At 61.7% G+C, this 23,724-nt stretch carries 12 protein-coding genes; 11 read left to right on the top strand and 1 reads right to left on the bottom strand.

Annotated features, from left to right (window positions below; genetic code table 11):
- Positions 1-718 precede the first annotated feature (718 nt).
- The 8 genes from BLV45_RS10495 to BLV45_RS10460 all read left to right on the top strand — a co-directional run bounded on the left by BLV45_RS10495 (position 719) and on the right by BLV45_RS10460 (position 18,964).
- Complete coding sequence (locus BLV45_RS10495) at positions 719-2,884, top strand: two-partner secretion domain-containing protein (protein WP_090532455.1); 2,166 nt, start codon at positions 719-721, stop codon at positions 2,882-2,884.
- 53 nt (positions 2,885-2,937) lie between these two features.
- Positions 2,938-4,722: a ShlB/FhaC/HecB family hemolysin secretion/activation protein gene (locus BLV45_RS10490; RefSeq protein ID WP_245753184.1), complete on the top strand. Its 1,785-nt coding sequence runs from the start codon at positions 2,938-2,940 to the stop codon at positions 4,720-4,722.
- A gap of 10 nt (positions 4,723-4,732) precedes the next feature.
- A complete protein-coding gene (locus BLV45_RS10485; RefSeq protein WP_090532451.1) occupies positions 4,733-5,650 on the top strand; it encodes a peptidylprolyl isomerase in 918 nt (305 codons plus the stop codon).
- A 126-nt stretch (positions 5,651-5,776) separates the two neighbouring features.
- Positions 5,777-17,326 (top strand): two-partner secretion domain-containing protein, encoded by an 11,550-nt coding sequence (locus tag BLV45_RS10480; RefSeq protein ID WP_090532448.1) that lies wholly within the window; start codon positions 5,777-5,779, stop codon positions 17,324-17,326.
- A complete protein-coding gene (locus tag BLV45_RS10475) occupies positions 17,323-17,565 on the top strand; it encodes an Imm74 family immunity protein (RefSeq protein ID WP_090532446.1) in 243 nt (80 codons plus the stop codon). The genes BLV45_RS10480 and BLV45_RS10475 overlap by 4 nt, the downstream gene beginning before the upstream one ends.
- A 332-nt stretch (positions 17,566-17,897) precedes the next feature.
- Positions 17,898-18,152, top strand: coding sequence for a hypothetical protein (locus BLV45_RS10470; protein ID WP_090532445.1), 255 nt, complete (start codon positions 17,898-17,900; stop codon positions 18,150-18,152).
- Between the two features lie 88 nt (positions 18,153-18,240).
- The gene (locus tag BLV45_RS28225) at positions 18,241-18,540 is read left to right on the top strand and encodes a TNT domain-containing protein (protein ID WP_143130411.1); all 300 of its coding nucleotides are present in this window, start codon (positions 18,241-18,243) and stop codon (positions 18,538-18,540) included.
- A gap of 7 nt (positions 18,541-18,547) precedes the next feature.
- Positions 18,548-18,964 (top strand): Imm63 family immunity protein, encoded by a 417-nt coding sequence (locus tag BLV45_RS10460; RefSeq protein ID WP_090532441.1) that lies wholly within the window; start codon positions 18,548-18,550, stop codon positions 18,962-18,964.
- An 850-nt stretch (positions 18,965-19,814) separates the two neighbouring features.
- On the opposite strand, the gene BLV45_RS10455 is transcribed toward BLV45_RS10460, so the two are convergent.
- Entirely contained in the window at positions 19,815-20,873 is a 1,059-nt protein-coding gene (locus BLV45_RS10455; RefSeq protein ID WP_090532439.1) for an IS110 family RNA-guided transposase, read from the bottom strand.
- 794 nt (positions 20,874-21,667) lie between these two features.
- Between BLV45_RS10455 and BLV45_RS10450 the strand changes: the two genes are divergently transcribed.
- From BLV45_RS10450 to BLV45_RS10440, 3 genes are read left to right on the top strand one after another with little or no spacing between them, the layout of a single operon-like run.
- Positions 21,668-22,129 carry a hypothetical protein gene (locus BLV45_RS10450; protein WP_090532437.1) on the top strand — a complete coding sequence of 154 codons (462 nt, stop codon included), beginning with the start codon at positions 21,668-21,670 and terminating at the stop codon, positions 22,127-22,129.
- 9 nt (positions 22,130-22,138) lie between these two features.
- Positions 22,139-22,831: a nucleotide-binding protein gene (locus BLV45_RS10445; protein ID WP_090532435.1), complete on the top strand. Its 693-nt coding sequence runs from the start codon at positions 22,139-22,141 to the stop codon at positions 22,829-22,831.
- Positions 22,824-23,597, top strand: a complete 774-nt coding sequence (locus BLV45_RS10440) for a hypothetical protein (RefSeq protein ID WP_176954118.1) — start codon at positions 22,824-22,826, stop codon at positions 23,595-23,597. Before BLV45_RS10445 ends, BLV45_RS10440 begins: the two co-directional genes overlap by 8 nt.
- Positions 23,598-23,724: the final 127 nt, after the last annotated feature.

The following is a 23,724-nucleotide window of genomic DNA, read 5'->3' as shown; positions in this document are numbered from 1 at the left end:
GTGTACAGGCGGCGCCCCCTGCGGTTATCAGGCAACCGAATGTTCCAGTGGTGGGCAAGATAGTGAGCGTGTATGTGGCCTTGATGCGCTGCATACCGCTGATCCTCGTGCTCTTCTGGTTCTTCTTCCTCGCCCCGCTCGTGCTTGGCTACCTGTCTGCAGCGGGTCGCCCGATATCGAAGCAGACAGATAGTCAAGCCGCGCTGCCGACTAGTGTCCTTTGATACGCCTGTGTTCATCACAGAGAAATCCGAAGAAAAACGGCACACTCTCGTGGCGCACCGTCGCTAACTTGTCTTTCAGTGACGGTGTTGAACGACCGTTGCACTTGGATACCTGCCCTTCCTGATCTGATAGCTCGACCGGCAGAAAAGGGTCGTCATGGGCCGGTCGCCAGTGCAGTCCGCAGCATATGGCGGCTGATGGCGTAGTCCATCAATCATTAGGAGGGATCGGGCCGGTTCAAATCGATCGGGTGATTGAAAGAACGTTGCTACGCGCCATTGCGAGTGGCTTCGAGAAAATTCCCATCGCGTCGGCCGTGTTATCACAGGCTGGGCGATGAAGGCTAAACGTAATAAAAATCTTTCCAAACATTCCTAAAGAAACTTCTGGTTAGGGCCGTTATTTATCGTACGAATGCTGCGGCCGTAAAAGTCGCGCGTATTAAGCGAATCCACGAAGAGAACCCGCAACGAACAGTTGCGTGAAAACAGGAATGTCTGGCAGCACAGGGGGGAGCAGCGCAAGCCACGGAAGCCCGTGTCTGCACCGGTTTCAAATCAGGCTGATTGTTGCCGTGCTGGCTGCCGTGCCTTGCAATACATATGCAATTGGCATTGCAGTTGATGGCGGAACTGCAACCACGGTCTCAACCGCCGCAAGCGGTCATCAGACCGTCAATATCGCACCGACCGTTGCCGGTGTTTCGAACAATACCTATAGCAGTTTCAATGTAGGCGCCGCCGGTGCTTCGCTGAATAACGTCGGCATTAATGCGCGAACGATTGTCAATCAGGTAACCAGTACCAATCCCAGTATTATCAGCGGACGGATCGATGTAATCGGCTCGCGTGCGAATGTGGTACTGGCCAATCCGAATGGTATTACGGTGAACGGCGGTTCGTTTGTTAATACCGGCCGCGTGGCGCTGACCACCGGCCAGGTCAGCTTCAGGGACACCGTGCCGGCCGCCGGGATTCCCGAACGGGACATCGTGCTCGACACCAGTACCGGAACAATCATCGTCGGTCCTCAGGGACTGGCGAGCGCGTTGATCGGACTCGACCTGATTGCGAAGAACGTGCTGGTCAACGGACCGCTCACCAACACCTTCACGTCCCAGACGGCCAACGTGCGCGCGGTGGCGGGCAGCAGCAACGTCACGTTGAACACGTCGGTTTCGCCGAACGACAACAGCAACGACTGGCTCGCACTGAACCCGTCCGCGAGCGCGGCCACCGCGAGTTCTTTCGCGATCGACATCACCGCCGTCGGCAGCCTGACGAGCGGTCGCGTGCAATTGATCGTCACCGACAAAGGCCCGGGTGTGCGCAGCGCCGGGCCGATGAATGCGACACTTGGTGATTTCACGCTGTCGTCGAACGGCTCGGTGCAGTTTGCGAACACGACGCTGACGGCGCAAAACAATCTCGACCTGCAGGCACAGGACAGCATCGCGTTCTCGGATACGACGCTGAAGGCGACCAGCGGCTCCGCGACTTTGACCGCGAGCGGCAATGTCAGCCTGGCAGGCAGCAGTCTGCTCGCCAACGCCGGCATCAACGTGAGCGGTGCGGCCATTGCGCTGACGCAGGATGCCGCGGCGCAATCGGTGATCGCCTCGTCGACCAGCGGCGTGGTATTGACCAGTACTGGTGACATCACCAACGTGGGCTCGCTGATACAAGGCCAGCAAAAAAATACGCTCGACTCTGCGTCGCAAGGCGCGGTCACGCTGAAGGCTGCGGGCAATGTGCTGAACCAGTCGACGCCTGATAGCCAGCTTGCTGTTCTGTTCGGCGTGGACGGCGATGTGTCGATGAGCGCTGGTGGCTCGATCACCAATCAGAACGCCCGCATATTGTCGAACAAGGGGGTGACGATCACCGCGGACGGCGACGTCAACAACATCATCGATCATTCGAGCGGTACGAATGGCGGCGCGGCAGTCGGCTATTCGGATCGCAGCTGGCGGCTGATCTTCGTTGAGCATCGCGAGAACGGCTTTGACGTCGACTACGGCGCGATCGCCGATCCGTCAAAGCTGTCCTATATCACCGCCGACGACGGCAACGTGAGCATCTCAGGCCGCAACGTAACGAACGTTGGTGGATCGATTCTCGCGAACAGCGGTTCCATTGCGATTACGGCGCGCGAGCAGTTGCTCACACAGGGCGTGTTTACCGGGCAGGCTTCGTATCGGCAGACGTGCTTCTTCTTCTGCAGTTCCACCTCGTCAAGCTCGGTGCAAGCCTTCGGCGGCGTGATCGAAGCCTCGCAGGACATTGCGCTGAAAGCCGGCATGCAGATCACGAATACGGGTGGCACGGTGCTGGCCCTCAACGCGCTGACACTCGACGCGCCGAAGACGCTTGCCCAGGCCGTCCCCGGCTATAGCGCGATCAATCGCACGCATGACCTGAAGGCGTGGTTCGGCAATTCATGGTCTGCGATCTTCGCAAGCGACACGGGCGGCGTGTTTGGCGGCGGCAGCGGCCAGGTCGAGCTGACCGGGGAGGCGGATATCGAGGGCGGTTCGTTTAGCGCGCCCGGCGGCGTCAAGGCAGCGGGCGGTGTGAACACGATTCGCGTGCCGTACCACGCACCGGTGACGATCGGCAATCACAACCATCTCGGACTCGTGTCGTGGTTCGGGCTATGAAGCGGATCCTAAAGCGGGCGATAACATACCGCACGCCACGGCTCGCGCGTTGCATGCTGGCGATACTTGCCGGCACGGCAGCGGTGCGCGGATTTGCACAGACGCCGCCGGGTTTGGCGAACGCTGCGGCATTGGGTGGCGTGCCTTTCGGTGTGCCCGCACGCGCCGAACAGGACCCCGCTCAACGGCTGTTGCAAGAGCAGCGCGACCGTCAGCGTCGTGACGAGATCCAGCAGCCGCCGGCGCAGATCGAGGTGCCGCAGCCGACGGTGGTCAATCTGCCCGAAGGCGCGGATGTCGAAACGCTGCCCGACGTCGAACCGCTCTTCAAGATCGATCACATCGATTTCATCGGCGACACCGTGCTCGGCGCGAGCGCGCTCGACGAGATCGCCGCGCCGTTCGTCGGCAAGCAACTCGGCCGCAATCGCATCAACCTGCTGCTGCGCCGCGTGACCGAAGCGTTCATCTCGCACGGCTACATCACGACGCGCGCCTACCTCGGCGCGCAGAATCTTGCCTCCGGCACGCTGAAAATCAACATCGTCGACGGCAAAGTGTCGGCCTTCACGTTGAACGGCAAGCCGCTGCGTCCGCGCGATCGGAACGAGCCGTGGTACACAACGCACGGTGGCGGCCTGCTGACCGACGCGGGCACCGCGTGGGCCTTCGGCGATAGTCGCGGTGACGTGCTGCGCCTGCCCGATCTCGAACAGGGCGTGGACCAGATCAACCGGCTGCGCCGCAATCAGGCCGAGATCCAGATCATGCCGGGTGAGACGCCAGGTGATTCCGTGGTGGCCGTTACCAACCGCTATGGCGACCGCGTCTTCTACGACCTCGGCATCGACAATTACGGCAGCTCGCAAACCGGCACGCTGCGCTATCGCGCCGGCGTCGAAGCGGACAACCTGATTGGCCTGCAGGAGTCGCTGTCGTTTAACTACGTCGGCACACAGGACAGCAACGCGGTCGTGTTTTCGGCGGCGGCGCCCTACGGCTATCAGACCTTCAGCTATACGACGTCGCTGTCCGAATACCAGCAGACCATCAGCGACGTCGCACTGCTGCAGGGGCGCACGTTCAGCCAGATTCTCGGCTGGAACGACGTGCTGACCCGCTCGCGCGCAGGTCGCACCAGCGTCGACGTCACGCTCACGAAGATGCGCACGGAGCGCACGCTGAACGGTATCGATCTGGCGACACAGGATCTCACGGTGTTGCGCGCCGGCCTGAATGGCTTGCGCCGTTTCGTGGCACACGAGCAGGCGGCAGCCGCGACGTGGGACGTAGGTGTGTCGCAGGGTTTGCCGTGGCTCTGCGCGAGTCACGACGGCCCCGATATCGAAGAAGTCGACGCACACAGCCAGTTCACCAAACTCGATGCGACCGCCACGCTGCAGGTCGCGCTCGGCACGCTCGCCGGCACCCAGTGGACCTATCGCGGCACGTTGCGCGGCCAGTACAGCCGCGTCGCGATGTTCGGCAATGAGCAGATTTTCCTCGGCGGCATGGATTCCGTGCGCGGCTTTACCGAAGGCGGCATTGCCGGCGATAGCGGTTTCTATCTGCGCAACGAGGCCGCGTGGCAGAACGTGCCGGTCTGGCACGACGCGCGTCTGGAACCTTACGTGTTTCTGGACGGCGGCAAGTCGCATCTGGTCGCACAAGGTGGCTGGCCGACGCTGATAGGCACCGGCGTCGGCGCACGGGCGCAATGGCGCTACAAAACGCAAACCGTCACCAGCGAGGTGCTGCTCGGACAGGCCTTGCTTCAACCGGCCGCACTTGGAAAGAAAGCCACCGTGCTGCTCGCTACACTCAACTGGTCACTCTAAAGGGGTTCATATGACATACCGTCCGCTCGTCGTCAGGGTTCGCTACGCCACGCTGGTTGCCACGCTCGTCACAGCCGGTCTGGTGGCCGGCGTCCTGCCTGCCGCGCACGCGGCCAACAGACCCGCGACGAAGCATTCCACGGACAAGGTCGCGGAGGCTATCGGCGGCGCGCTGCCCGCCAACGGAGTGGCACGCGTCAACAACGTGGTGATTACGCAGGACCAGCTCGACCAGGCCATGCGCGCGACGAACGCGCCGGACACGCCTGCGCTACGAACGTCGATAAAGAATCAGCTGATCGCGCGTGAACTCTTCCGTCAGGCCGCGGAGAAGCAGCATTACGAATCGCGTCCGCAAGTCGTGGCCGCCATCGAGCAGGCGAAGACTGCGGCGATGACGGCGGCGTATCTGCGCGACCAGGTCAAGCCCGTGCCCGTCACCGATGCCGATGTGAAGTCGAAGTACGACGCCATCGTCGGGACGCTGGGCGAGAGCGAATACAAGCCGAGTGCGATTGCCGTGAAAGATGCGGACACCGCCCAAACGGTTTTGACGCAACTGAAGAAGGGTACGGACTTTTCACAACTCGCGAAACAGTACAGCCAGGGCCCGGGCGCGGCACAAGGCGGTGCATTGAACTGGATTTCGTTCAAGACGCCGATCCAGCCTGGCAATACGCAGAACTGGCCGCAGCCGCTTGCCGAAGCGCTCGTGAAGCTGCCGCAAGGCGGCGTGTCGAGCGCGCCGGTGCAGGTTGGCGACGTGTACTGGATTCTGCGCGTCGACGAAAAGCGTCCGACGCAGATTCCGCAGTACGACCAGATCAAGGATGCCTTGCGCAAGCAGCTCGAGCAGGTTGCGCTGGAGAAGGCCACTGCGCAGGTCGTGGTCGACCTGATGAAGAACGCGCGAATTCAGCAGCAATAAGGACCTCTTTTCCCACGGGGCGCAGCGCACGGGATTCAACTGCTGCCGTGCCGTTTCGGGTTGGTCGCCCGGAGCGGCGCAGAAGAAGTGCCAGAAATACAAGAAAAACCAGAAGAAGAGAGCACCATGAACACGTCCACGCGCAACGCGTTACGACAACTCGGGCAAAACCGTCAGGTACACGACGGGCAGCGGCACTGGTCGATGCCCATGTCCGCGCGTGCGTATCGCGCGTGGCAGCGTGCGGTATCGGCGCTTGTCGCGTTGACGCTGTTCGCCGGGCCGCTCTCGATCACGTTCGAGCAAAGCCGCGACGCGGCAGGCGTGCTGGCCGCCGGCAGTCACCGTCTGGATGACGAGGCATGGCAACGCATCATCGATCTGGGCGCGGTGCATGTCCGCTTTGCGATGCGAACGGCGCAGGCCGCGCTGATTGTCGATCCGACCGCGCCGATCTCGTTCCAGCCGAAGATCACGCAGACCACTGGCGCGAGCGGTGGCGTGCCTGTCGTCAACATCACGGCGCCGAATGCGGCAGGGATTTCGCTCAACCAGTATCAGCGCTTCAATATCGATCCGGTCGGGCTGATTTTGAACAACAGCCTGATGGCCGGCACCTCGCTCACCGGCGGCGATCTGCAGGCGAACCCGAATCTCGCGGGGCGTACGGCGAGCGTGATCGTCAATCAGGTGACGTCGACGGGCGCCGCATATGCGAGCTTGCTCAACGGACCGCTCGAAGTGTTCGGTGCGCCCGCGACCGTCATCATCGCGAACCCGAACGGCATCACGACCAGCGGCACGGGCTTCACGAATACGATCGGCGTCACGTTGTCGACCGGTACGCCGCAATTCCTGAGTGACCTGAACGGCAGCGTCACCGACTTCAACAACGCGCAGGCGATCGGTTATAGCGTGAGCGGCGGTCACATCCAGATCGAAGGCAACGCGGGCGTGAACGGTCCCGGTGCGGGTATCGAAGGCACGGTCGGCACAATCGATCTGATCGGCGAGACCATTGGCATCAATGCGCCTTTGTATGCCGGCTCGCGGATCAATGCGATTGCCGGACGGCAGTTCGTGCTGCCGTCGGCGGTGAGCAGTAGCGGCACCCGCTATACGACGTCGGCGAACGGTTCGGACAACACGGCCACCGCGATCAACAACGCGAACGGTCGCGCCAACAACGGCCTCGCAATCGACGCCACTGCGTTCGGTGCGATGACCGCCGGCCAGATCCAGGTGATCGGCACGGCGGCCGGCATGGGCGTGCGTACCGATGCGCAGATGGCGGCGAATACCGGTGATCTCCTGCTGTCGTCGAACGGCGATCTGACGGTGAACGGCTCGGCCGCGCAACAGCAGGCCACGCTGCAAGCCAGCGGCAATCTGTCGATGACCGGCGCGCACGTCGGCATCAGCGGCTACACGATCAATGCGAACGGCGACGTCACGTCGACCGGCACGATCCAGTCGGGCGGCAAGCTCGCGGTGACGGCGGGCGGCAACATCAACGTGGCGAGCGTTCAATCGAACAGCGACACCGCGATCACGGGTGGCGCGAACGTTACGCTTGGCGACGTGCAGACTGGCGGCGCGCTCGGTGTGAATGCGCAAGGCAACGACGGCGCGGGCGACATCAACCTGAACGGCACATCCGTGATGAGCGGCGCGACGAGCCTGCAGGCCGCGCGTGACGTCAACGTGAACGGGCAGACCAATGGCAGCACGCTGCAGACTACTGCGCAGCGCAACGTCAACGTGAATGCGGCGTTGCAAACGTCGGGCGATCTCGCGCTGACGGCGACGCAAGGCAGTGTGTCGGTCGACGCGACCGTCAAGAGCGGCAATAACCTCGCGCTGACGTCGGGCCAGAACACGAGCGTGACCGCGCAGGCCACCGCGCAAAAAGCGGTCACGGTGAGCGCGGGTCAGGATTTTTCGGTGAACGGATCGCTCGCCAGCGGCACGACGCTTGCCGCCGATGCCGCGCGCGATATTTCGGTAGCCGGCTCGTTGCTCGTGGGCACCGACGCACAGGTGAGCGCGGGACGCAACCTCGACGTGCCCGGCGTGGTGATCGTGCAGCAGGACGGCACGATCAGCGCGCAGAACGATATCACGGGTAGCGGTTCGGTGGCCTTCGGCCAGAGCGGCATGCTGACCACAGGGCAGGACGTAGCGTTCACCGGCAAGCTGCTGGCCAATGCGCTGCAAGTGACGGCGGGCAACAACGTGAGTCTCGCTGACGTGCAGGCGGGTGGTGCGTTCAACGTCGCGGCTAACGGCGCGGCCGGCGGCGGTGACGTGACCTTCAACGGCAACGCGGCGGCAGTCGGAGCGACGAACGTGCAGGCTGCGCGCGATGTCGTCGTCAACGGTGCGCTGGCGGGCGGCTCGAAGGTGGCGCTGACGGCGCAGCGCAATGTCACCGTGGCCACGGCGAGCACGGTGCAGGCGGTTGGCGATCTGTCGATCGCGGCGATGGGCGGCAGCGTGAATTCGAGCGGCACGTTGAACGGCGCGGCGAATCTTGCCGTCAACGGCGCGCAGGATGTGGCACTGACCGGCGCGACGAGCGTGACCGGTGATACCACGCTAACCGCAGGTCACGATCTGACCATCGGCGGTACGCTCGCCGGTCAGGGCGCGGCGACGCTCAACGCTGGACACGATGTGCTTGCGGGCGGCAGCAGCGGCTTCGTCAAGGATGCGAACGTTACCGCAGCGAACGATCTGTCAGTGACCGGTGCGCTGCAAGGCGCGGGCGTTTCGCTGACCGCAGGCGGCTCGGTCGCGTTGAACAACGTACAGGCGAACTCGGCGCTGCAGGTCGCGGCGAACGGCGGCACGCTGGCGGTCAATGGCCTCGTCGCATCGTTGTCGACTGCGACGCTGACGTCGAGCGGCGATACGTCGATTAGCGGTGCGTTGCAGAGCGCGAACACGTTGAGCGTGACGAGCGGCGGCAATACGTCGATTGCGGGCAGCGTCGCATCGAATGGCGACGTCACGTTGAAGAACGCGGCTGGCTCACTGACGAGCACCGGCAATATCCAGTCCGGCGGCAACCTGCTGATCGACGCCGCACAGTCCGTCGACCTCGGTACGCAAGGCACATCCGCGCTCGGCGATCTGACGGTCAACGCCGGTCAGAATCTGACCATGAACGGCTCGGTGGTCGCACAGGGCAACGGCACGTTGACCGCTGGCGGCACGATTGCCGGTGCGGCGACCAGCGCGTTCGGTCTCGCGGTGAGCGTCAGCTCCGGCGGCGATACGAACCTGACCGGTTCGCTGCGCGGTGGCACCGTGCAGACGAACGCGGGTGGTTCGGCGACGTTGCATGACGTGCAGGCGGCGTCCAGCCTCGCGCTGACGGCTACTCAGAACCTGAATATTACCGGTGCGGTGACGGGCGGTGCCGGGGTCACGCTGAATGCCGGCCAGGACATCGGGATCAGCGGCTCGATCCAGTCGGCCAGCGATACCGTGCTGGGCGCGCGGAACGGCAGCGTTGGGTCGACGGGCACGATCGCCAGCAATGGCGCATTCAACGTGCAGGCAGGCTCCGACGTCAATCTCGGCGGCACGACCACCGCGGCGCTCGACACGATCCTCAACGCGGCGCGCGACGTCAACGTGACCGGCATGCTCGCGGGGCAAGGGCAGGGCATCGTCACGGCGGGGCGCGATATCGGTGGCGCAGGCACGATGACTTTCACGCAGGCGGCCACGCTTGATGCGGGCCGCGATGTGACGCAAGGCGGTTTGATCCAGGGCCAGGCGGTTCAGGTGACGGCCGCGGGCAACATCGGTGTCGATAACGTCGAGTCGGCTGGCACGATTGCGTTGAATGCAAATGGTACCAACACGGCTAATGGTCCTGGTAACCTCACGGTCAACGGTTCCGTTGCGGCGGCGGGTGCTGTAACAGCGACGGCACAGAACGATGTGACCGTGAGTTCGACAGGCAAGATCGCGAGCGGTGCGACGGTCGGCATCAATGCGCAGCACGATATCAACGTCGCGGGTGCGGTGGAGTCGGTTGGCGATGCCGTGCTCAATGCGCGGCAAGGCAGTCTGAATGCGACGGGCGGTATCAACAGCGCTGGGAAGCTCGATATCACGACGGGTCTCGATCTGTCGCTTGGCGCGAGCACGAGTGCGGTGGGTGACGCGACGTTGAACGCGGGGCGGGATGCGCTGTTGAACGGCTTGCTGATCGGGCAGGCGAACGGTGTTGTGACGGCAGGACGCGACATCGGCGGCGCCGGTACGCAAGCGTTTACGCAGGCGGCGAACTACACGGCGCAACGCGACATCGCGCTGACCGGCGGTGTGCAGGCGAACGTCATCGACGCAGTGGGTGGCAATAACGTCGCGCTGCACGACGTCAATTCGGCGACGACGTTGATGCTCACCGCGAACGGCAACGCGGGCGGCGGCGATGCGGCTATCACCGGCACTGCCACGGCGCCTGGCGTCGTAACCTTGAGCGGCGCGCGCGATGTGCTCGTCAGCGGCTCGTTGACCACCGGTGATGCGTTGACGCTTGCGGCGCTTCGCAACGTGTCGGCGAGCGGCACTGTGCAAACCACGGCCGGCGATCTGACTGCCAGGGCGACGACGGGCAGCATCGCGCTGACCGGCACCACGATCACGTCCGGCGCGTTGAACCTGACGTCCGCGCTCGGCACACAACTCGGTGGCACGATCAACGCGGCCAAAGACGTGACCGTGCAGGCGGGCCGCGACATCCAGTTGACCGGCGCGCTTGCCGGCCAGCTCGGCGGCACGCTGACGGCATCGCACGATATCGACGGCGCGGGCACGGCGGCGTTTGCTCAGGCCGCGACGCTGAGTGCAGCGCACGATCTCGCGTTGACCGGCGCGTTGCAAGGCGCGAGCGTCACGGTGACGGGCGGCAACAACGCCGGACTCGGCAGCGTGCAGGCGGTGACCGGCAACCTCGCCGTGACTGCGAGCGGCAACGCGGGCGGTGGTGACGTGACGCTCGGTGGCACGGCGACCGCGCTCGGCACGTTGATGCTGCAGGCGTCGCGTGATGTCGGCGTGAACGGTGCGATCAACACGGGCGGCACGACGACGATCGACGCCGCACGCAATATCGCGCTCACCGACGTCAATTCCGTCGGCGATCTGACGCTGACGGCGACCAGCGGCAATGCGAGTGCGGCGAATGTCACGACGCAAGGGAATCTGATTTCAGGCGCGGGCCAGGCGCTGACCTTCTCCGGCGTGACGACGGTGGGCGGCAACGCACAGCTCACGTCCGGCGGCGACATGACGCTGACTGGTGGCATTGGCGCGCAGAACGTGGGCACGCTGACGTCCGGTGGTTCGATCAATGCGGGTTCCGTCGCGTTTGGCCAGCAGGCCACACTGAACGCAGGCGGCAGTATCGACGTGACGGGTGGCGTCGCGACCAATGGCGCACTGAATGCGACGGCGGGCAACGATCTGTCGATGGGTTCCGCGCAGGCCGGCGGCGCGATCGCGTTGCAGGCACAGGGGCACAACGGCGCGGGTGACGTGTCCGTGGGCGGCGTGCTCGCATCGGGCGGCGCGCTCAGCGTGATGGCCGCGCGTGACGCGATGGTCGGCGGGAATGCTTCGGCGATAGACGTGCTCACCGTAACGGCGGGCCGTAACCTCACGACAGGCGGCACGGTCGGTGCGAACGCCGACGTGACGCTGAGCGCAACCGGCGGCAACCTGGGCGTCGGCGGTGCCGTGACCAGCCAGGGCAATCTGAAGGTCACTTCAGGCGGTACGCTGGCGCTGAACGGCGAACTGGTCAACGACGATACGACGATTAATTCTGGTGCCACCGCGACGCTGACCGGCGCATTCCTCGGCCTTGGTCTTGCGACCATCAACGCGGGCGGCTCGGTGAACGGCGGTGGCTCGCTGACGTTCGGCAAGGACATTACGATCGGCGCGGGGGGCGGCATTGCGCTTGGCGGGATTCAGGGCGCGGGGTTGTTCACGGCTGTGTCGAACGGAGATATGTCGTTCGGTGCGACGACGGCGGTGGGTGATGTGACGGCACGCTCCACCAGTGGCAGCGTGAGCTTTGGCGGGGACCTGCAGTCTGGCGGTAACGTGGCGATTCAGGCTGCACGTAATGCGACGGTGACGGGTGCAGTGTCGTCGATGGGGACGGTGAATGTCACCGGGACCCAGGGCAATGTGGCCGTGGCGGGCGTGTCGTCGAACGGCGATACGACGATGAGCGCCGGGCAAACGTTCACCTTGAGCGGCACGAGCACGGTGGCTGGGCAGTTCGCGCTGAGCGGCGGCAACGTCACGTTGAGTGGCTCGCAAGGCGGTTCGAAAAATCTGACCGTGACCGCGCAGGGCACGCTCGATGCGAGTCAGGCGTTGATGGTGTCGACGGGGAACATGCAGTTCAGCGGCACGAATGTGACGCTGGGAACGGCGATTGTCGGTGGGACGTTGACGGCAACGGCTACCAGTCAGCTGTCGCTGATGGGGGCAGCGGTGGACGCGGTAGGGGCCGCGACGTTGACTGCCGGCAATGGCTTCTATAACGCCAGCCAGGTGCTATCGGGCGGTGCGCTTTACGTGTCGGCGCCGAACGTGACCAATGCGGCGAATGCGTCGCTGGCATCGACGACCACCACGACGATCAATGCGACGAACTTCACTAATGCGGGCCTGGTGAATGGCTCGACGACTAATGTGACCGTTGCAGGTGGTTTAAACAATACGGGTGGGTCGTTGATGGCGGTGAACGGCCTGACGATCAACACGGGTTCGCTGAACAACCAGAACGGGATCATCTTCGCGGGCAATCCGAATACGCCCAGCGGGCCCGTGACAGGCGATGTTTCGCTCACGGTCAACGGAGGCGGTAGCGCCTTCTACAATGCTGGCGGCCAGCTGCTCGCGCAGCGCAATATGGGCGTCAGCGCCGTCAATGCGGCGTTCGATCCGTCGCAGGGGACGATTAGCCAGGGTGGGCAGCTTTCGATTACCGCGGCGTCGATCACTAATACCGGGACGTGGAATTACGGCGGCCAGGGTGTGACGTTGACGGGGCTGAACGGGATCAATAACTATGGAACGATGACGGGGACGGCGGCGCTGACGCTCTCCACGAACGGCACTTTCACGAACTTCGGGCAGGTCACGGGTAACGACGTGGCGTTCAACGGGACGTTGAGTAACGTTGCCGGGGCGGTGATGCATGCCAGCGATTTGCTAACGCTAAACGGCAGTGTGACCAATCGGGGAACGATTGAAAGTGCTGGGAACCTCGCGTTCAACGGTGGTGGAAATTACGACAATCAGTACGGCCTGACCCAGGCAAACGGCAACATCGCGCTCAATACCGGTGCGAATGTGTACAACACGGTTGGGTCGATTATAGCTGGCGGCAATATCAGCATTAATGCAGGCGCTGTGATTAATGACGCGCTGCAGGGGCTGACTCAAACGTCGACACAACTGGTCGGTGCATCGGCAGATCCCGATCTTGTGACCCAGATCGTCGTGGGGACGCTCACTTACTGGAGCTGTACGACGTTGAGCCATGGTGACTGCTACCCGGCAGCATTTTCGTCTTCCGCCACGATTGCCTCGCTAGAGCCGGATGTCACCAACGGGTACGTCGATGTCAATACCGGCGGGAGCACGTGCTATGGCGATCCCAGCGCGTGTCAAAACGTAGAAGTCGGGAATTCTCAACCGGGACAACACCAGTATATTTCCCTGCCTGGGATCGATCGGACCATTACGACGCCGGGATCGGTGTCGCCGGGTGTAATTGCCGCTGGCGGCAGTGTCAATATCTCGGCTGGTACGTTGTCCAACGCCGGCAGCACCATTTCGGCCGGTCTCGATGTCAACCTGAACTTGCAGTCGCTTAACAACGCGCCATTGAACAGCGGAACCGCGACGATTGTCGATACCGTCGACAAGGCGCAGCTCGATGCGTTCATGGCGCAGATGAATGCGCTGGGAGGTGTAGGGATTTACGGCACCGTCGGCATTGGCATATCGGGAACTGTGCTTCCGGAGCACACCGTTACATTCGATACCACGGTGAATGTGCCTCCCAGCTCAGTCAGTACAATCACGACGTTCGGGTCGCAAGGGCAGATCGTAGCCGGCCGGAACATGACGTTGTCGGGCGGAAATCTGGTTAACGGTGGCCTGCTCTACGCCGGCAACAACTTCAACGCCAGTGCAGCACAGTCGTTCAGCAACCAGGGGCAGTACAACTCGGTCTCAACGACGCAGCCCGGCAATGCCATGCGCGGTGGCAATCCGAATACGACGACATTTTCCTATGCCCAGCAGAGCGCCACGGTGTTCGCCGGTAACGATCTGGTGATAGCCGCGGGGCAAATCGACAATACATATGGCAGCCTGCTTGCAGGTCACAACATTGTTATCGGCGGAGTCGGAACCACAGCGAGTTCCACTACACCCGCTGGCAGCCTGAACAACACGTCGGGCAACATTGTCGCGGGCAACAACATCACGCTCAATGTATCGGGCGCAATCACGAATAACCTGCCGCCACCCGTGCCGGTTCACCAGAACTACGGAGCAACGGAGCAGTACAGCGGTTGCATGACAGCTGGCGGATACAAGGAAAGCTACTGCGAAGGTTACGTCGACCAGCAATCGGGTAACTCGTCGGTGATCAGCGCGGGCAACAACCTGCAGATCAACGCGGGAAGCCTCACCAACATCGGCAGTCTGATCTCAGCCGGTGCGAATGCGTCGATCAATGTCGCCGGTCCGGTGGTGAACGAAGCCCAGACGCTGAACGCTTACTGGCACTCGCACTGGGTGCAGGAGACTGGTGACTTCAGCCCCGACAAGCGTCACGACGTCTGGGCCTGTGGTTCCGCGGCTGAATGCACGGCGCTGTACGGGAGTGCATACACAAGTGCGGGAGGTACGATAGATCCGCCAACACCGGTGGGCAACATCGCCGCGACGATCCAGGCGCCGAACCTGTCGATTACATCGAACGGAGAGATTCAGAATGTCGGCAACGTGATCGGCACGTCCGTCTCGTTGACGGGGCAGAAGCTCATCAACGGCATCACCACCGCGAACACCTATACGCCACGCGTGAATGCGCCGTCACAGGTCATTTCATTGAGCATGGTGAATCTACCGGGGCTGACCCTCTCGACCCCGCGTTCGGTAGGCGCGCCGCTGCCCGCTTCAGTGGCGGGCACGGCGTCGTACATTACCGGCTCGCTCAGCGGCTCGACACTGGGCGCGCTCGGCCCGCAAACGTTGCTGGACAACCTGCCGTCGAGCCTGCAGCCGTCTTCGACACTCTTCTACTACAACCCGCAGGCCGAAGACCTGATGTTGCAGCAAGCGGCGCTTCAGCAGACGGGCCAGGCCAGCTTCCTAAGCGGGCTGACTTACGACAGCAAAACGAGCCTGTCGGTCACCGATCAGGAAAAGGCGATCCTGTATCAGAACGCCATCAACTACGCAGAGCAGAACAATCTGCAGCTTGGCGATGCGCTATCGCAAACACAGGTCAACGCGTTGACCCAGCCGATGTTGTGGTACGTGCAGCAGTCGGTGCCTGATCCGGGTTGCATCTCGACGGGTGTGGTGACGTGTCCGACCGTTACTGCGCTAATGCCGCAAGTCTACTTGCCACCTGACTGGAGCGCGATGTCGGCGGGCGGCAACATCGCCGGTCAAGACGTCACGCTCAACTTCAACCAGGACGGGCAGGGCAGCATTCTCAACACCGGCAACATTGCTGCGTCGAATACGCTGACCGTCAATACCGGTACGCTGACCAATCAGGCGAACCAGGTCAACGTGGGAGATATCTGGCAATACATTGCCGCGACCGGATACGAAAAAACGAGCGGCACAACGGTCCAGCCGGGCGGGTTCATGAGCGCGGCTGACATGAACCTGAACGTGCAGACGCTCAACCAGATCGGTGGCGCGCTGCAGGTGCTGGGGAACGATGGTACGGTCGACCAGGCCGGCACACAGCAGTTGATTGCCGATTTGCAGCAGCAACTTGGCACGAACTTCATGCAGACGGCAGTTAGCGACCACCTCGATACGAGCTTCACCGCGATGGGTGGGTTCGGGTTATCAGAGATCGTCGGGCTCGCGTTTGCGGTTGTCGTATCGATCATGTCGTTCGGCGCGGCGAGCGCAGCTATCGGTGCGGCGGCGGGCGCGGAAGGTGGCACGTTTGTCGCTGCGACGGCCGCGACGACAACTGCCGAAGGCGTAGCGATGCCCGCTGTGACAGCTGGGCTCGGCAATCTGGCGCTCTCTGCCGGTTTTGCCGGATTTACATCGAGCATTGCGTCACAGCTCACGATGACCGGGCAGTTGAACTGGGCGAATGCGTTCGAGGCGGCGGGCGTGGCGGCAATTTCGGCCGGGCTCACGAATGGCATCACATACAACAGCAGTTCGGGGCTCGACTTCACGACTCAGCCTCTAATGCTCGGCCAGGGGACAAACTCTCTCGCGAGTCTTGCGGGGGTTAATCCTGCGATAGGCAACAACGCGAACCAGGCGACCGCTTCTACGGCTTCGACGCTCGAGCAGCGAGGCCTTGCGATTCTCGCGGAGGCGGGTATCACGGCCGGAGTTGGCACGACGATCGAAGGCGGAAGTCTTGCCAATGCGTTCACGAATGCGTTGACAGGGGAACTTGCGGCATCGGGGGCGTATGCGATTGGTGATGCGCAGCCTGACCTCAACGAGTTTGAATACATCGCGGCGCATGCGGCGTTGGGTTGTGCCAGTTCCGCGGTTCTCGGGACCGGGTGTGCCGGTGGTGCCATTGGTGGGGCAACGAGTGCGCTGATCTCGCCATTTCTGGTTGACCAGGCGGGCGGAGCCGCGAATCTGACGGATGCCGACCGGGCGATGATTACCGCGATTGCGATGCTATCTGGCGGAACGGCAGCCGGGCTGCTGGGGCAGAACGCGACAGGCGGGGCGACGTCAGCCGAAAATGAAGCCCTGAACAACTCAGAGGCGATCCACAACAGCGTTCACGAAGCTGTGGACGAAAACAAGAAGGAGATGTCGCAGTTCGATGCGCACGCCGGCCTGTCGGGAACCGAGATTGAGGGCGACGATCCGGAAGGCAATCCGATTGTCGTACTTAAGCCAGCGGGTGGAAGTGGCGGTGGAGGGGTGGCCGATGGACTGTCCCAGGTGTGGGGCAAGGTTGGTTCCCTGCTTGGATTTGGTTCGTCCGGAGCCACAAACAGCAACCCAGTTGCGACGGAACCAAATACGGCATTCTTTTGGTCAGGCCGAACCAATGGACTTGGCGGCCAAGAGATTGCAGCCCAAATCGCTCAGTTGAACAACGGCACGACGCTCGAAACATTGATCGCGCAAAACGGAATTCAGATGCCAGCGTGGGACGCATCGAATCCTGCAGTGGTGCAAGCTTGGCAAAACATTTCCGCTCAGTATGCGGCAGGAGCATCGGGATCAGTGCGCGCGGTTATCGGCTCGAATCTCAGGCTCGGCAACGTTTGGGAAACTGCAGAATTGCCGGCGTTGATGAATAATCCCAATGTTACCAAAATCACCACTATCGACCCTGCAACGGGTGCAAGCAAAGTTATCTTTACGCGAGGCAAGCAATGATTCTTGAGGTATCGCGAGGTCACATCAAGGTGAAAATCTTGGACCGAGTTGCAACAGTGGGTGGGGAGATGTTCTTCCCCGGAAACGACAAACTCGGTTTTGTCGTCTACTCGGATACCATCAGTTTCTGGAGCCCGCCAGATCAGGCCATTCCGATTTCGCCGACAGAGAAGCAACTCATATTGGACGATATAAAAGCTGACTTCGCTAAAGGCGGCCACACGCTTGACATCGAGTAGCCACAAACACGGCGGAGGGAACCGCGAATTCAGTAAACGGTGCTAGGCATCGGGATGCAGCTTTCGGCAGAGGAGGCGGCTGGAGCTCAAGCACCGACATCGATCTCCAGTTATTCAAACCACGCCCTTCAACAGATTGCGGGCCGAGACGGTGGAATCGGCGTTAGCCAAGCGGCGGTTGATGATGCGTTTGCGAATCGGACGGCCATCCAATATGTTCCAAGTGCGTACGGTCCGACATTTAAATACATCGGACAGAATGCAACCGTAGTGGTCAATCCACAGGGCAATGTGGTCACTACATGGGGAACAAGTGCAGCGGGAGTCGGAAAATGAAACTGGCACTAACTGATCGTCAAAAGCAAATCGTGAGCAACCTTCGTGTCAAAGACGCAGGGAAAAACACGTCGACGTTCGATAGCCTTGACGCGGGGGAAATGACCTTCGCTGAGATTGATGAGATTTGCGGGCTGATAAACGCAGAGTTCATGATGGAAGGTGTATTGCCGACCTTCGAACCCAACGAGTACGGGCTAGAGCTGGAGAGATTACTTGATCTGATCAACAGGCCCAGATTGAGGACGTAGCCTTGTTGCCACAAACAGTGCAGGTGGGACTAGCCAGTCGACCGCGCTTGCCACATTACAGTGGCCGCCGAACGGCGGGGTTTGGGGCGTGGCCGAATCGATTACGTTGCAACCGGGGACCCTGATTGATCGATTTGGGAATCCGATGGGTACCTATACTGCAGCTGCAGGAGCACCGTTCAATACCCGAGGGTTGCCCGCTGGAGCCTATGACACTCCTTATAACGCCTACCAAGTGGCCTCTCCCGTCACGGTTCAGCAGAGTTACGTGATGTCGTGGTTTGGCTCTACGACAGGTATGCAATTCCAGTTGCCCCAGAGCGTAAACAGTTTGTTGGAGCAGCGTATTCTGGCTCCTGTTTCCTTGCCAAAGCCTCCGTTAAAGTAAAGCACCCATGTCCAACCAGTTTCAGGTCGAGCTTGACCAGATCAAAACGATGGTCGAACAAATGGCGGTTCGCATATCAGCACCGTCGAGTCTACTGCCGACCTTTGGATCATCGGAGGACATGGGACGACCGCATGTCGAAGTCGATGCCGATGGATACCACTTGATCGTTGTCGAGAAAGGGGCCGAGCAGTACAGGACGACGACGAAGTCTCGTGACGATCTCATGTTCGAATTATTCCGCAACGTGGCGTCTGCAATGGCTTTCGAATTCGAGATGAATCAGATGCCACGTGCGGTCGATCCGCGCAGCGTGGCTTTCGCGAAAGCGATATCGATCTTGTCCGCATTGAATGCAGATTGGGCACAACGACAAAAAAGGCACTATGAAGAGGTTCTGTCGACGTCGCCATTGAGAACCTAAAGCAGCTCAGGGACCATAGGCTTACACCGGTTTTTATCCCGACAGTGACCGAGCAGTTGAACTGGGCGAATGCGTTCAAGGCGGTGGGCGTGGTGAGCGTTTGCGGTGCTGTACATGTAGATTTACAGCGAGACAGTCGATGCCGTGATGCTGATCTCACACGTGCTGAAGGCTTCATGGCTGAGGCCTCGATCAAGGTTATGGGGAAGGACTGCATTGCACATGGCGCCCAAAACCGGCGGTAACCTATCCTGCTGTAAGGACTTTCGCTGTATGTCAACTACGGTTTATGGGCCTTAGGTGATCGTCTCTGTTTGTGTCTTGATGCACACGGGTTACTCAATCTATTTGCGCCTTCATCTTCCTGGTTACGCAGGGTTGCTGTCCGCGTGACACGTTTTTTCTGCGCAGCACGTGGATACCATGTGCGTTCGATGCTCGTCGTATTTGCGCGGGCCGCTACCTGCCGACTTCACAGGCGCACACGGGATTTGCGCGGAGGAGTGAACCTCTGCGCACGACGTCTGCCCGGTACGGTGTATGACCTGGTTTTTAATGTTCGCGTGATTTGCGATTCCTTTGCCGCGAAGCGGTAGATGCTGTGCGTGTGCCTAGCCCTGGAGGTAACAGACTGCATCCCTGTAACCGGCCTTGTCACGCCGGAACTGCTGGCGCGGGCCACCATATCGAAGCCGCACGGGAACTCCCAATTCCATCCGAGACGCAGCCTGCGCGACGGGGATCAACCGCCGCGCAATGGGGCTGGCCAGCAGGATAGCCGGGGTTTGCTCCCGTTCGGTCTGACCTCATGTTGCTATTGCACGTTGCAGCGTGGGGGAAGTGCCTGGTACTACACGGTCGCCGCCGGCGCGCGATAGCGCTGCCAGGCGAGCGGATCGTAGGCTTCGTCGTGAGCCAGCATTGCCCACAACATGCGGGCGTGCTTGTTGGCGATTGCGACGAGCGTCTTGTGATAGCCCTTGCGGTGGAACAGGTCGACGATCCAGCGCCCGAGGCGGGAGAGCTTGTCAGGTGGACAGCGCAAGGCTGACTGCAGGGCACTGCGCGCACCCTGTACCAGCAGGCTGCGTAGATAGCCATCACCGTGCCGGGTCACCTTGCCCAGTCGGGACTTGCCGCCGGAGCTATGCTGCTGGGGCGTCAGGCCGAGCCAGGCGCCAAACTGCCGGCCGTTCCTGAAGCTGGATGCATTGGAAACGGTGGCTACCAGCGCGCTGGCGGTAAGCGGTCCGATGCCGAGCAGTTCCCGCAAGCGCCGGGCGGGACCGTTACCAGCAAGATGTGCCGCAATTTCGGCATCACAGCGCGTGACACGCGCTTCAAGAGCGACGAATTGCTCGCGCGCTTCCAGCAGGAGCGCCCGGATCGGCGCGGGTAGTCGCTCGTCGTCGGCGAGTCGGGGCAATGCAGCTTGCAACGTCGTGCGGGAGCGGCTGAGCGCGATGCCAAATTCGGCGAGTAACCCTCGCAGGCGATTGATCAGCGCGGTACGCTCCTCGATCCATCCGAGGCGGGCGCGGTGCCAGCTCAGGATGGCCTGCTGCTCGACCGTCTTGACGGTGACGAACCGCATCGTTGGTTGGCGGGCCGCCACGGCGATGGCTTCGGCGTCTGCCGCATCGTTTTTTCCGCCTTTGCGAAATGGAGCGACGAATTCGGGTGCGATCAGGTGAACGGTATGGCCGCGAGCTGCAAACCAGCGGCCCCAGTGATGAGCGGAACTGCACGATTCCATCGCTATGATGCCCTCGGATACCTGCGCGGCCCAGCGCTCGAATGCTGCGCGGCGCAACACCCGCCGTTCGCGGACGGCACCGCGTTCGTCGAGTACGCAGATCGCGAAGACTTCCTTGGCCAGATCGATGCCAACCGTGATGGGGCTGTTCATGGGGTTCACCTCTTCGTTCAGGAGAAGACGGCACATGGTGCGCCCGTTTGCGCATGTCAGTACCGGGGCGAAAGTCCCTGATATTCCATCCCTTGTTTTTTCGTTGTCCATGTTGTCGTCCGCAGATCCCGTGAGCGGGCTAGCCGCTGCCGCGCAAAAAGAGCGGTTGCCCAGCGCAAGAAAAGCGATCGACTGTCGCAGAAAAACCATCTGCGGTACGCAACAAATTGAACCTCTCGCGGGGGAAGGTGTGTGACATCCTGCGGGTAGATTTCCCTGCTCGCGCAAATTGACCGACCAGTCTGGAGAACGAAACCCGTAGGCGCTGGCGCAATATGGAGAGCGCAGGGTTCGGTGCTCCGCGCAGTAAAATCCAGATGACCTGTTGGATTTCTACGCGAGAAGGCAGCCTCTTTCGCAACTTGCAGATGCACGGTGTTGACGCGCAGCGCAGGAAAAACCTGCATGGCGAAGCGGATTAAATCGAATCCTGCGATTGCCCGGCGCAACGTGCGCGACCGCAGCTTCCTGTGGTGAGCAATGTTCCTGTCAGTCAAACCTGTATCGGCGCGCAACCGTTGATTGCCACCACTGGTTAGCCTGGACGGTCGTGCCTTCTCGCACGAATCCCTGCGCGTTGCCCATGCACAACGCCGCAAAAAAATTTGCTGTTCCGGCCCGTTCCTCTGTGTTCCGCCGTGTTCCCGTGCCTTGCTTCAAGCAGGATTCCGAGTCTTGACGATCGCCGGGAACCGTTTGCAAGATGGCATTCAGGCCGTACACCGGAGCGAATCATGCCGATGGTGAAGCGCTTTACCCAGGCGCAATGGGACGCCGCCTCGCGCCGTCTCGATACGCTGCCGGCAAAGCCCGCCCATGAGCATCGCGTCAATGTCCGGGATGCAATCAGGTCGATGCAAACCCAGATCAGCAGCGCCCAGAAAAAGGGGTACACGCTGGAAGAGATCGTTCATCAGCTTGCCCAGGAGGGCGTCGAAATCAGCGCAAGCACGTTGAGATACGCGATGCGGCGCGCGGCGAAAGAGAATCGACCTGCGCAGGCGGAAGCGACCGCAGTGCACAGGACGATAACGGCAACACGCGCGAAGAAGGGTAGTCAGGAACGGTCATCAGATGCTGGCAACAAGCCTGCCGGGAAAACGCAGGACGGGGGAAGGGCAGTCAGTCAGCAGGGATCAATGGTGATTCGGGACGCGTTCTCGTTCGAGATCACGCCCGATGTTGAAAACTTGTAGAGGGCTTAAATGGACACGACGATTCCCCCCATCTATCTGGTTGGCGGCAGCAAGGGCGGTGTGGGCAAGAGCTTTGTATCGCTTGCGCTGGCCGATTATCTCCAGCGGCAGGACAGGCATGCCGCGCTGGTGGAAACCGATACCGCGAATCCGGACGTCATGAAGGCGGTTCAGGACGAGATTCATTGCGTGGCCTATAGTCTGGACGATGCAGACGGCTGGATTGGTCTCGTCAACTTCTGCGATGGACATCGTGACGCGGCAGTGATCGTCAACACAGCGGCACGCAACCAGGCGGGTGTTGCGCGATTTGGTGCGATGCTGGCCGGTACGCTGGGCGAGCTTGAGCGCCGGCTTGTCGTCCTGTGGGTGATTAACCGGCAGCGCGACAGTCTGGAACTGCTGCATGGTTTCAGCCGGACCTTCCCCGATGCGGTAACGCACGTTGTACGCAACGGGTACTTCGGCTCGCCGGACAAGTTCACGCTGTATCAGACGTCGGCGCTTCGCAAAACGATCGAGACGAAGGGCAAGTCGCTTGATTTTCCCGAACTCGCGGATCGGGTTGCCGACGAACTGCGCGGTCAGCGTCTGTCGATACGCAAGGCTGTGGAGACGATGCATATCGGCGAACGGGCGGAGCTGCTGCGATGGCGCGCGCTGTGCGAAACGATGTTTGCCGGGGTGATGGTCGATGGCTAACAGGCGGGGCAGACCGCCGGACGCACTTGCCCGCCTGTTTCTCGACGTCACGGGCGAATTACCCGACGACGCCAGTATCTTGCGGATGCGGCGGGTGTCGGGGGCACTGAACCTGCGCGACAACGATGCGCTGTGGTCTGTGCTGGTCATGCTCGAATACTACGGGCGGCTCTATGAGGCGATGCCGGAACGCATCCGGCAGGCGGGCGCCGGCAGTCTCGATGCGGTGCGGGCCGAGACGCGCACGGCGGCGGATGCGCTGATGACGCAGCATCACGACGCGCTCGCGCGCTGCAAGGCGACGATTGAACTGGCCGAACGGATGATCAGCGAGCACGAAACGCGCTATCGGGCCGCGCTCGCGGAATTGAACAGCGAGGCGTTGATGTTGCTGTCGGAGCGGGCCGCGAACCGGATTGCCCATGCAGCAGGCAACCGCCTTGTGGGTGCGATGGCTATCGCGGCACGCGATCAGCGGCAACGGCTCGATGCAGCCGTGGCGTCGTATGAACGGGTTGCTGCGCGCCGTTTCGTTAGGGTGTGCTACGGGCTGGCAATCGGCGGGCTGGTGGTGATGATGCTGGCGGTGGGCGTTGGCGGGCTGGCGGGTTGGTGGGCGAGCACCTATTCTGCGCGGGCAGACGGTTCGCCGTCTGCCCGGTCAGCCTGCACCTTATCGGTCTCGCCTTCCACGAACCCGGCGGCGTGGCGGAGCATGTCTGCTGCCGCGTCGTTCTGGTCGAAGGCAATCGTCGGTGCGCGGTAGCCTTCGTCTTCGGCGCGGGCGAGCGCCATGTCGTAGTGTCGCCCTTCGTCGTATTGGAGGTCAGTCGCCTCGACGAAAGTCAGGTAGAGGTCCGGCGAGCCTTCGGCATGGGTGGCGAGCACGGTCA

The sequence above is a fragment of the Paraburkholderia sartisoli genome (genome assembly GCF_900107685.1).
Classification (GTDB): Bacteria; Pseudomonadota; Gammaproteobacteria; order Burkholderiales; family Burkholderiaceae; genus Paraburkholderia; species Paraburkholderia sartisoli.
The sequence above is the reverse complement of the archived record's forward strand: the minus strand, read 5'-3'. Positions and strand labels throughout refer to the sequence as shown.

Bases quoted from the DNA above. Each gene is read 5' to 3' on its own strand.
- BLV45_RS10495 (WP_090532455.1), top strand. From the start codon at position 719: ATGTCTGGCAGCACAGGGGGGAGCAGCGCAAGCCACGGAAGCCCGTGT.
- BLV45_RS10490 (WP_245753184.1), top strand. From the start codon at position 2,938: ATGCTGGCGATACTTGCCGGCACGGCAGCGGTGCGCGGATTTGCACAG.
- BLV45_RS10485 (WP_090532451.1), top strand. From the start codon at position 4,733: ATGACATACCGTCCGCTCGTCGTCAGGGTTCGCTACGCCACGCTGGTT.
- BLV45_RS10480 (WP_090532448.1), top strand. From the start codon at position 5,777: ATGAACACGTCCACGCGCAACGCGTTACGACAACTCGGGCAAAACCGT.
- BLV45_RS10475 (WP_090532446.1), top strand. From the start codon at position 17,323: ATGATTCTTGAGGTATCGCGAGGTCACATCAAGGTGAAAATCTTGGAC.
- BLV45_RS10470 (WP_090532445.1), top strand. From the start codon at position 17,898: ATGAAACTGGCACTAACTGATCGTCAAAAGCAAATCGTGAGCAACCTT.
- BLV45_RS10460 (WP_090532441.1), top strand. From the start codon at position 18,548: ATGTCCAACCAGTTTCAGGTCGAGCTTGACCAGATCAAAACGATGGTC.
- BLV45_RS10455 (WP_090532439.1), bottom strand. From the start codon at position 20,873: ATGAACAGCCCCATCACGGTTGGCATCGATCTGGCCAAGGAAGTCTTC.
- BLV45_RS10450 (WP_090532437.1), top strand. From the start codon at position 21,668: ATGCCGATGGTGAAGCGCTTTACCCAGGCGCAATGGGACGCCGCCTCG.
- BLV45_RS10445 (WP_090532435.1), top strand. From the start codon at position 22,139: ATGGACACGACGATTCCCCCCATCTATCTGGTTGGCGGCAGCAAGGGC.
- BLV45_RS10440 (WP_176954118.1), top strand. From the start codon at position 22,824: ATGGCTAACAGGCGGGGCAGACCGCCGGACGCACTTGCCCGCCTGTTT.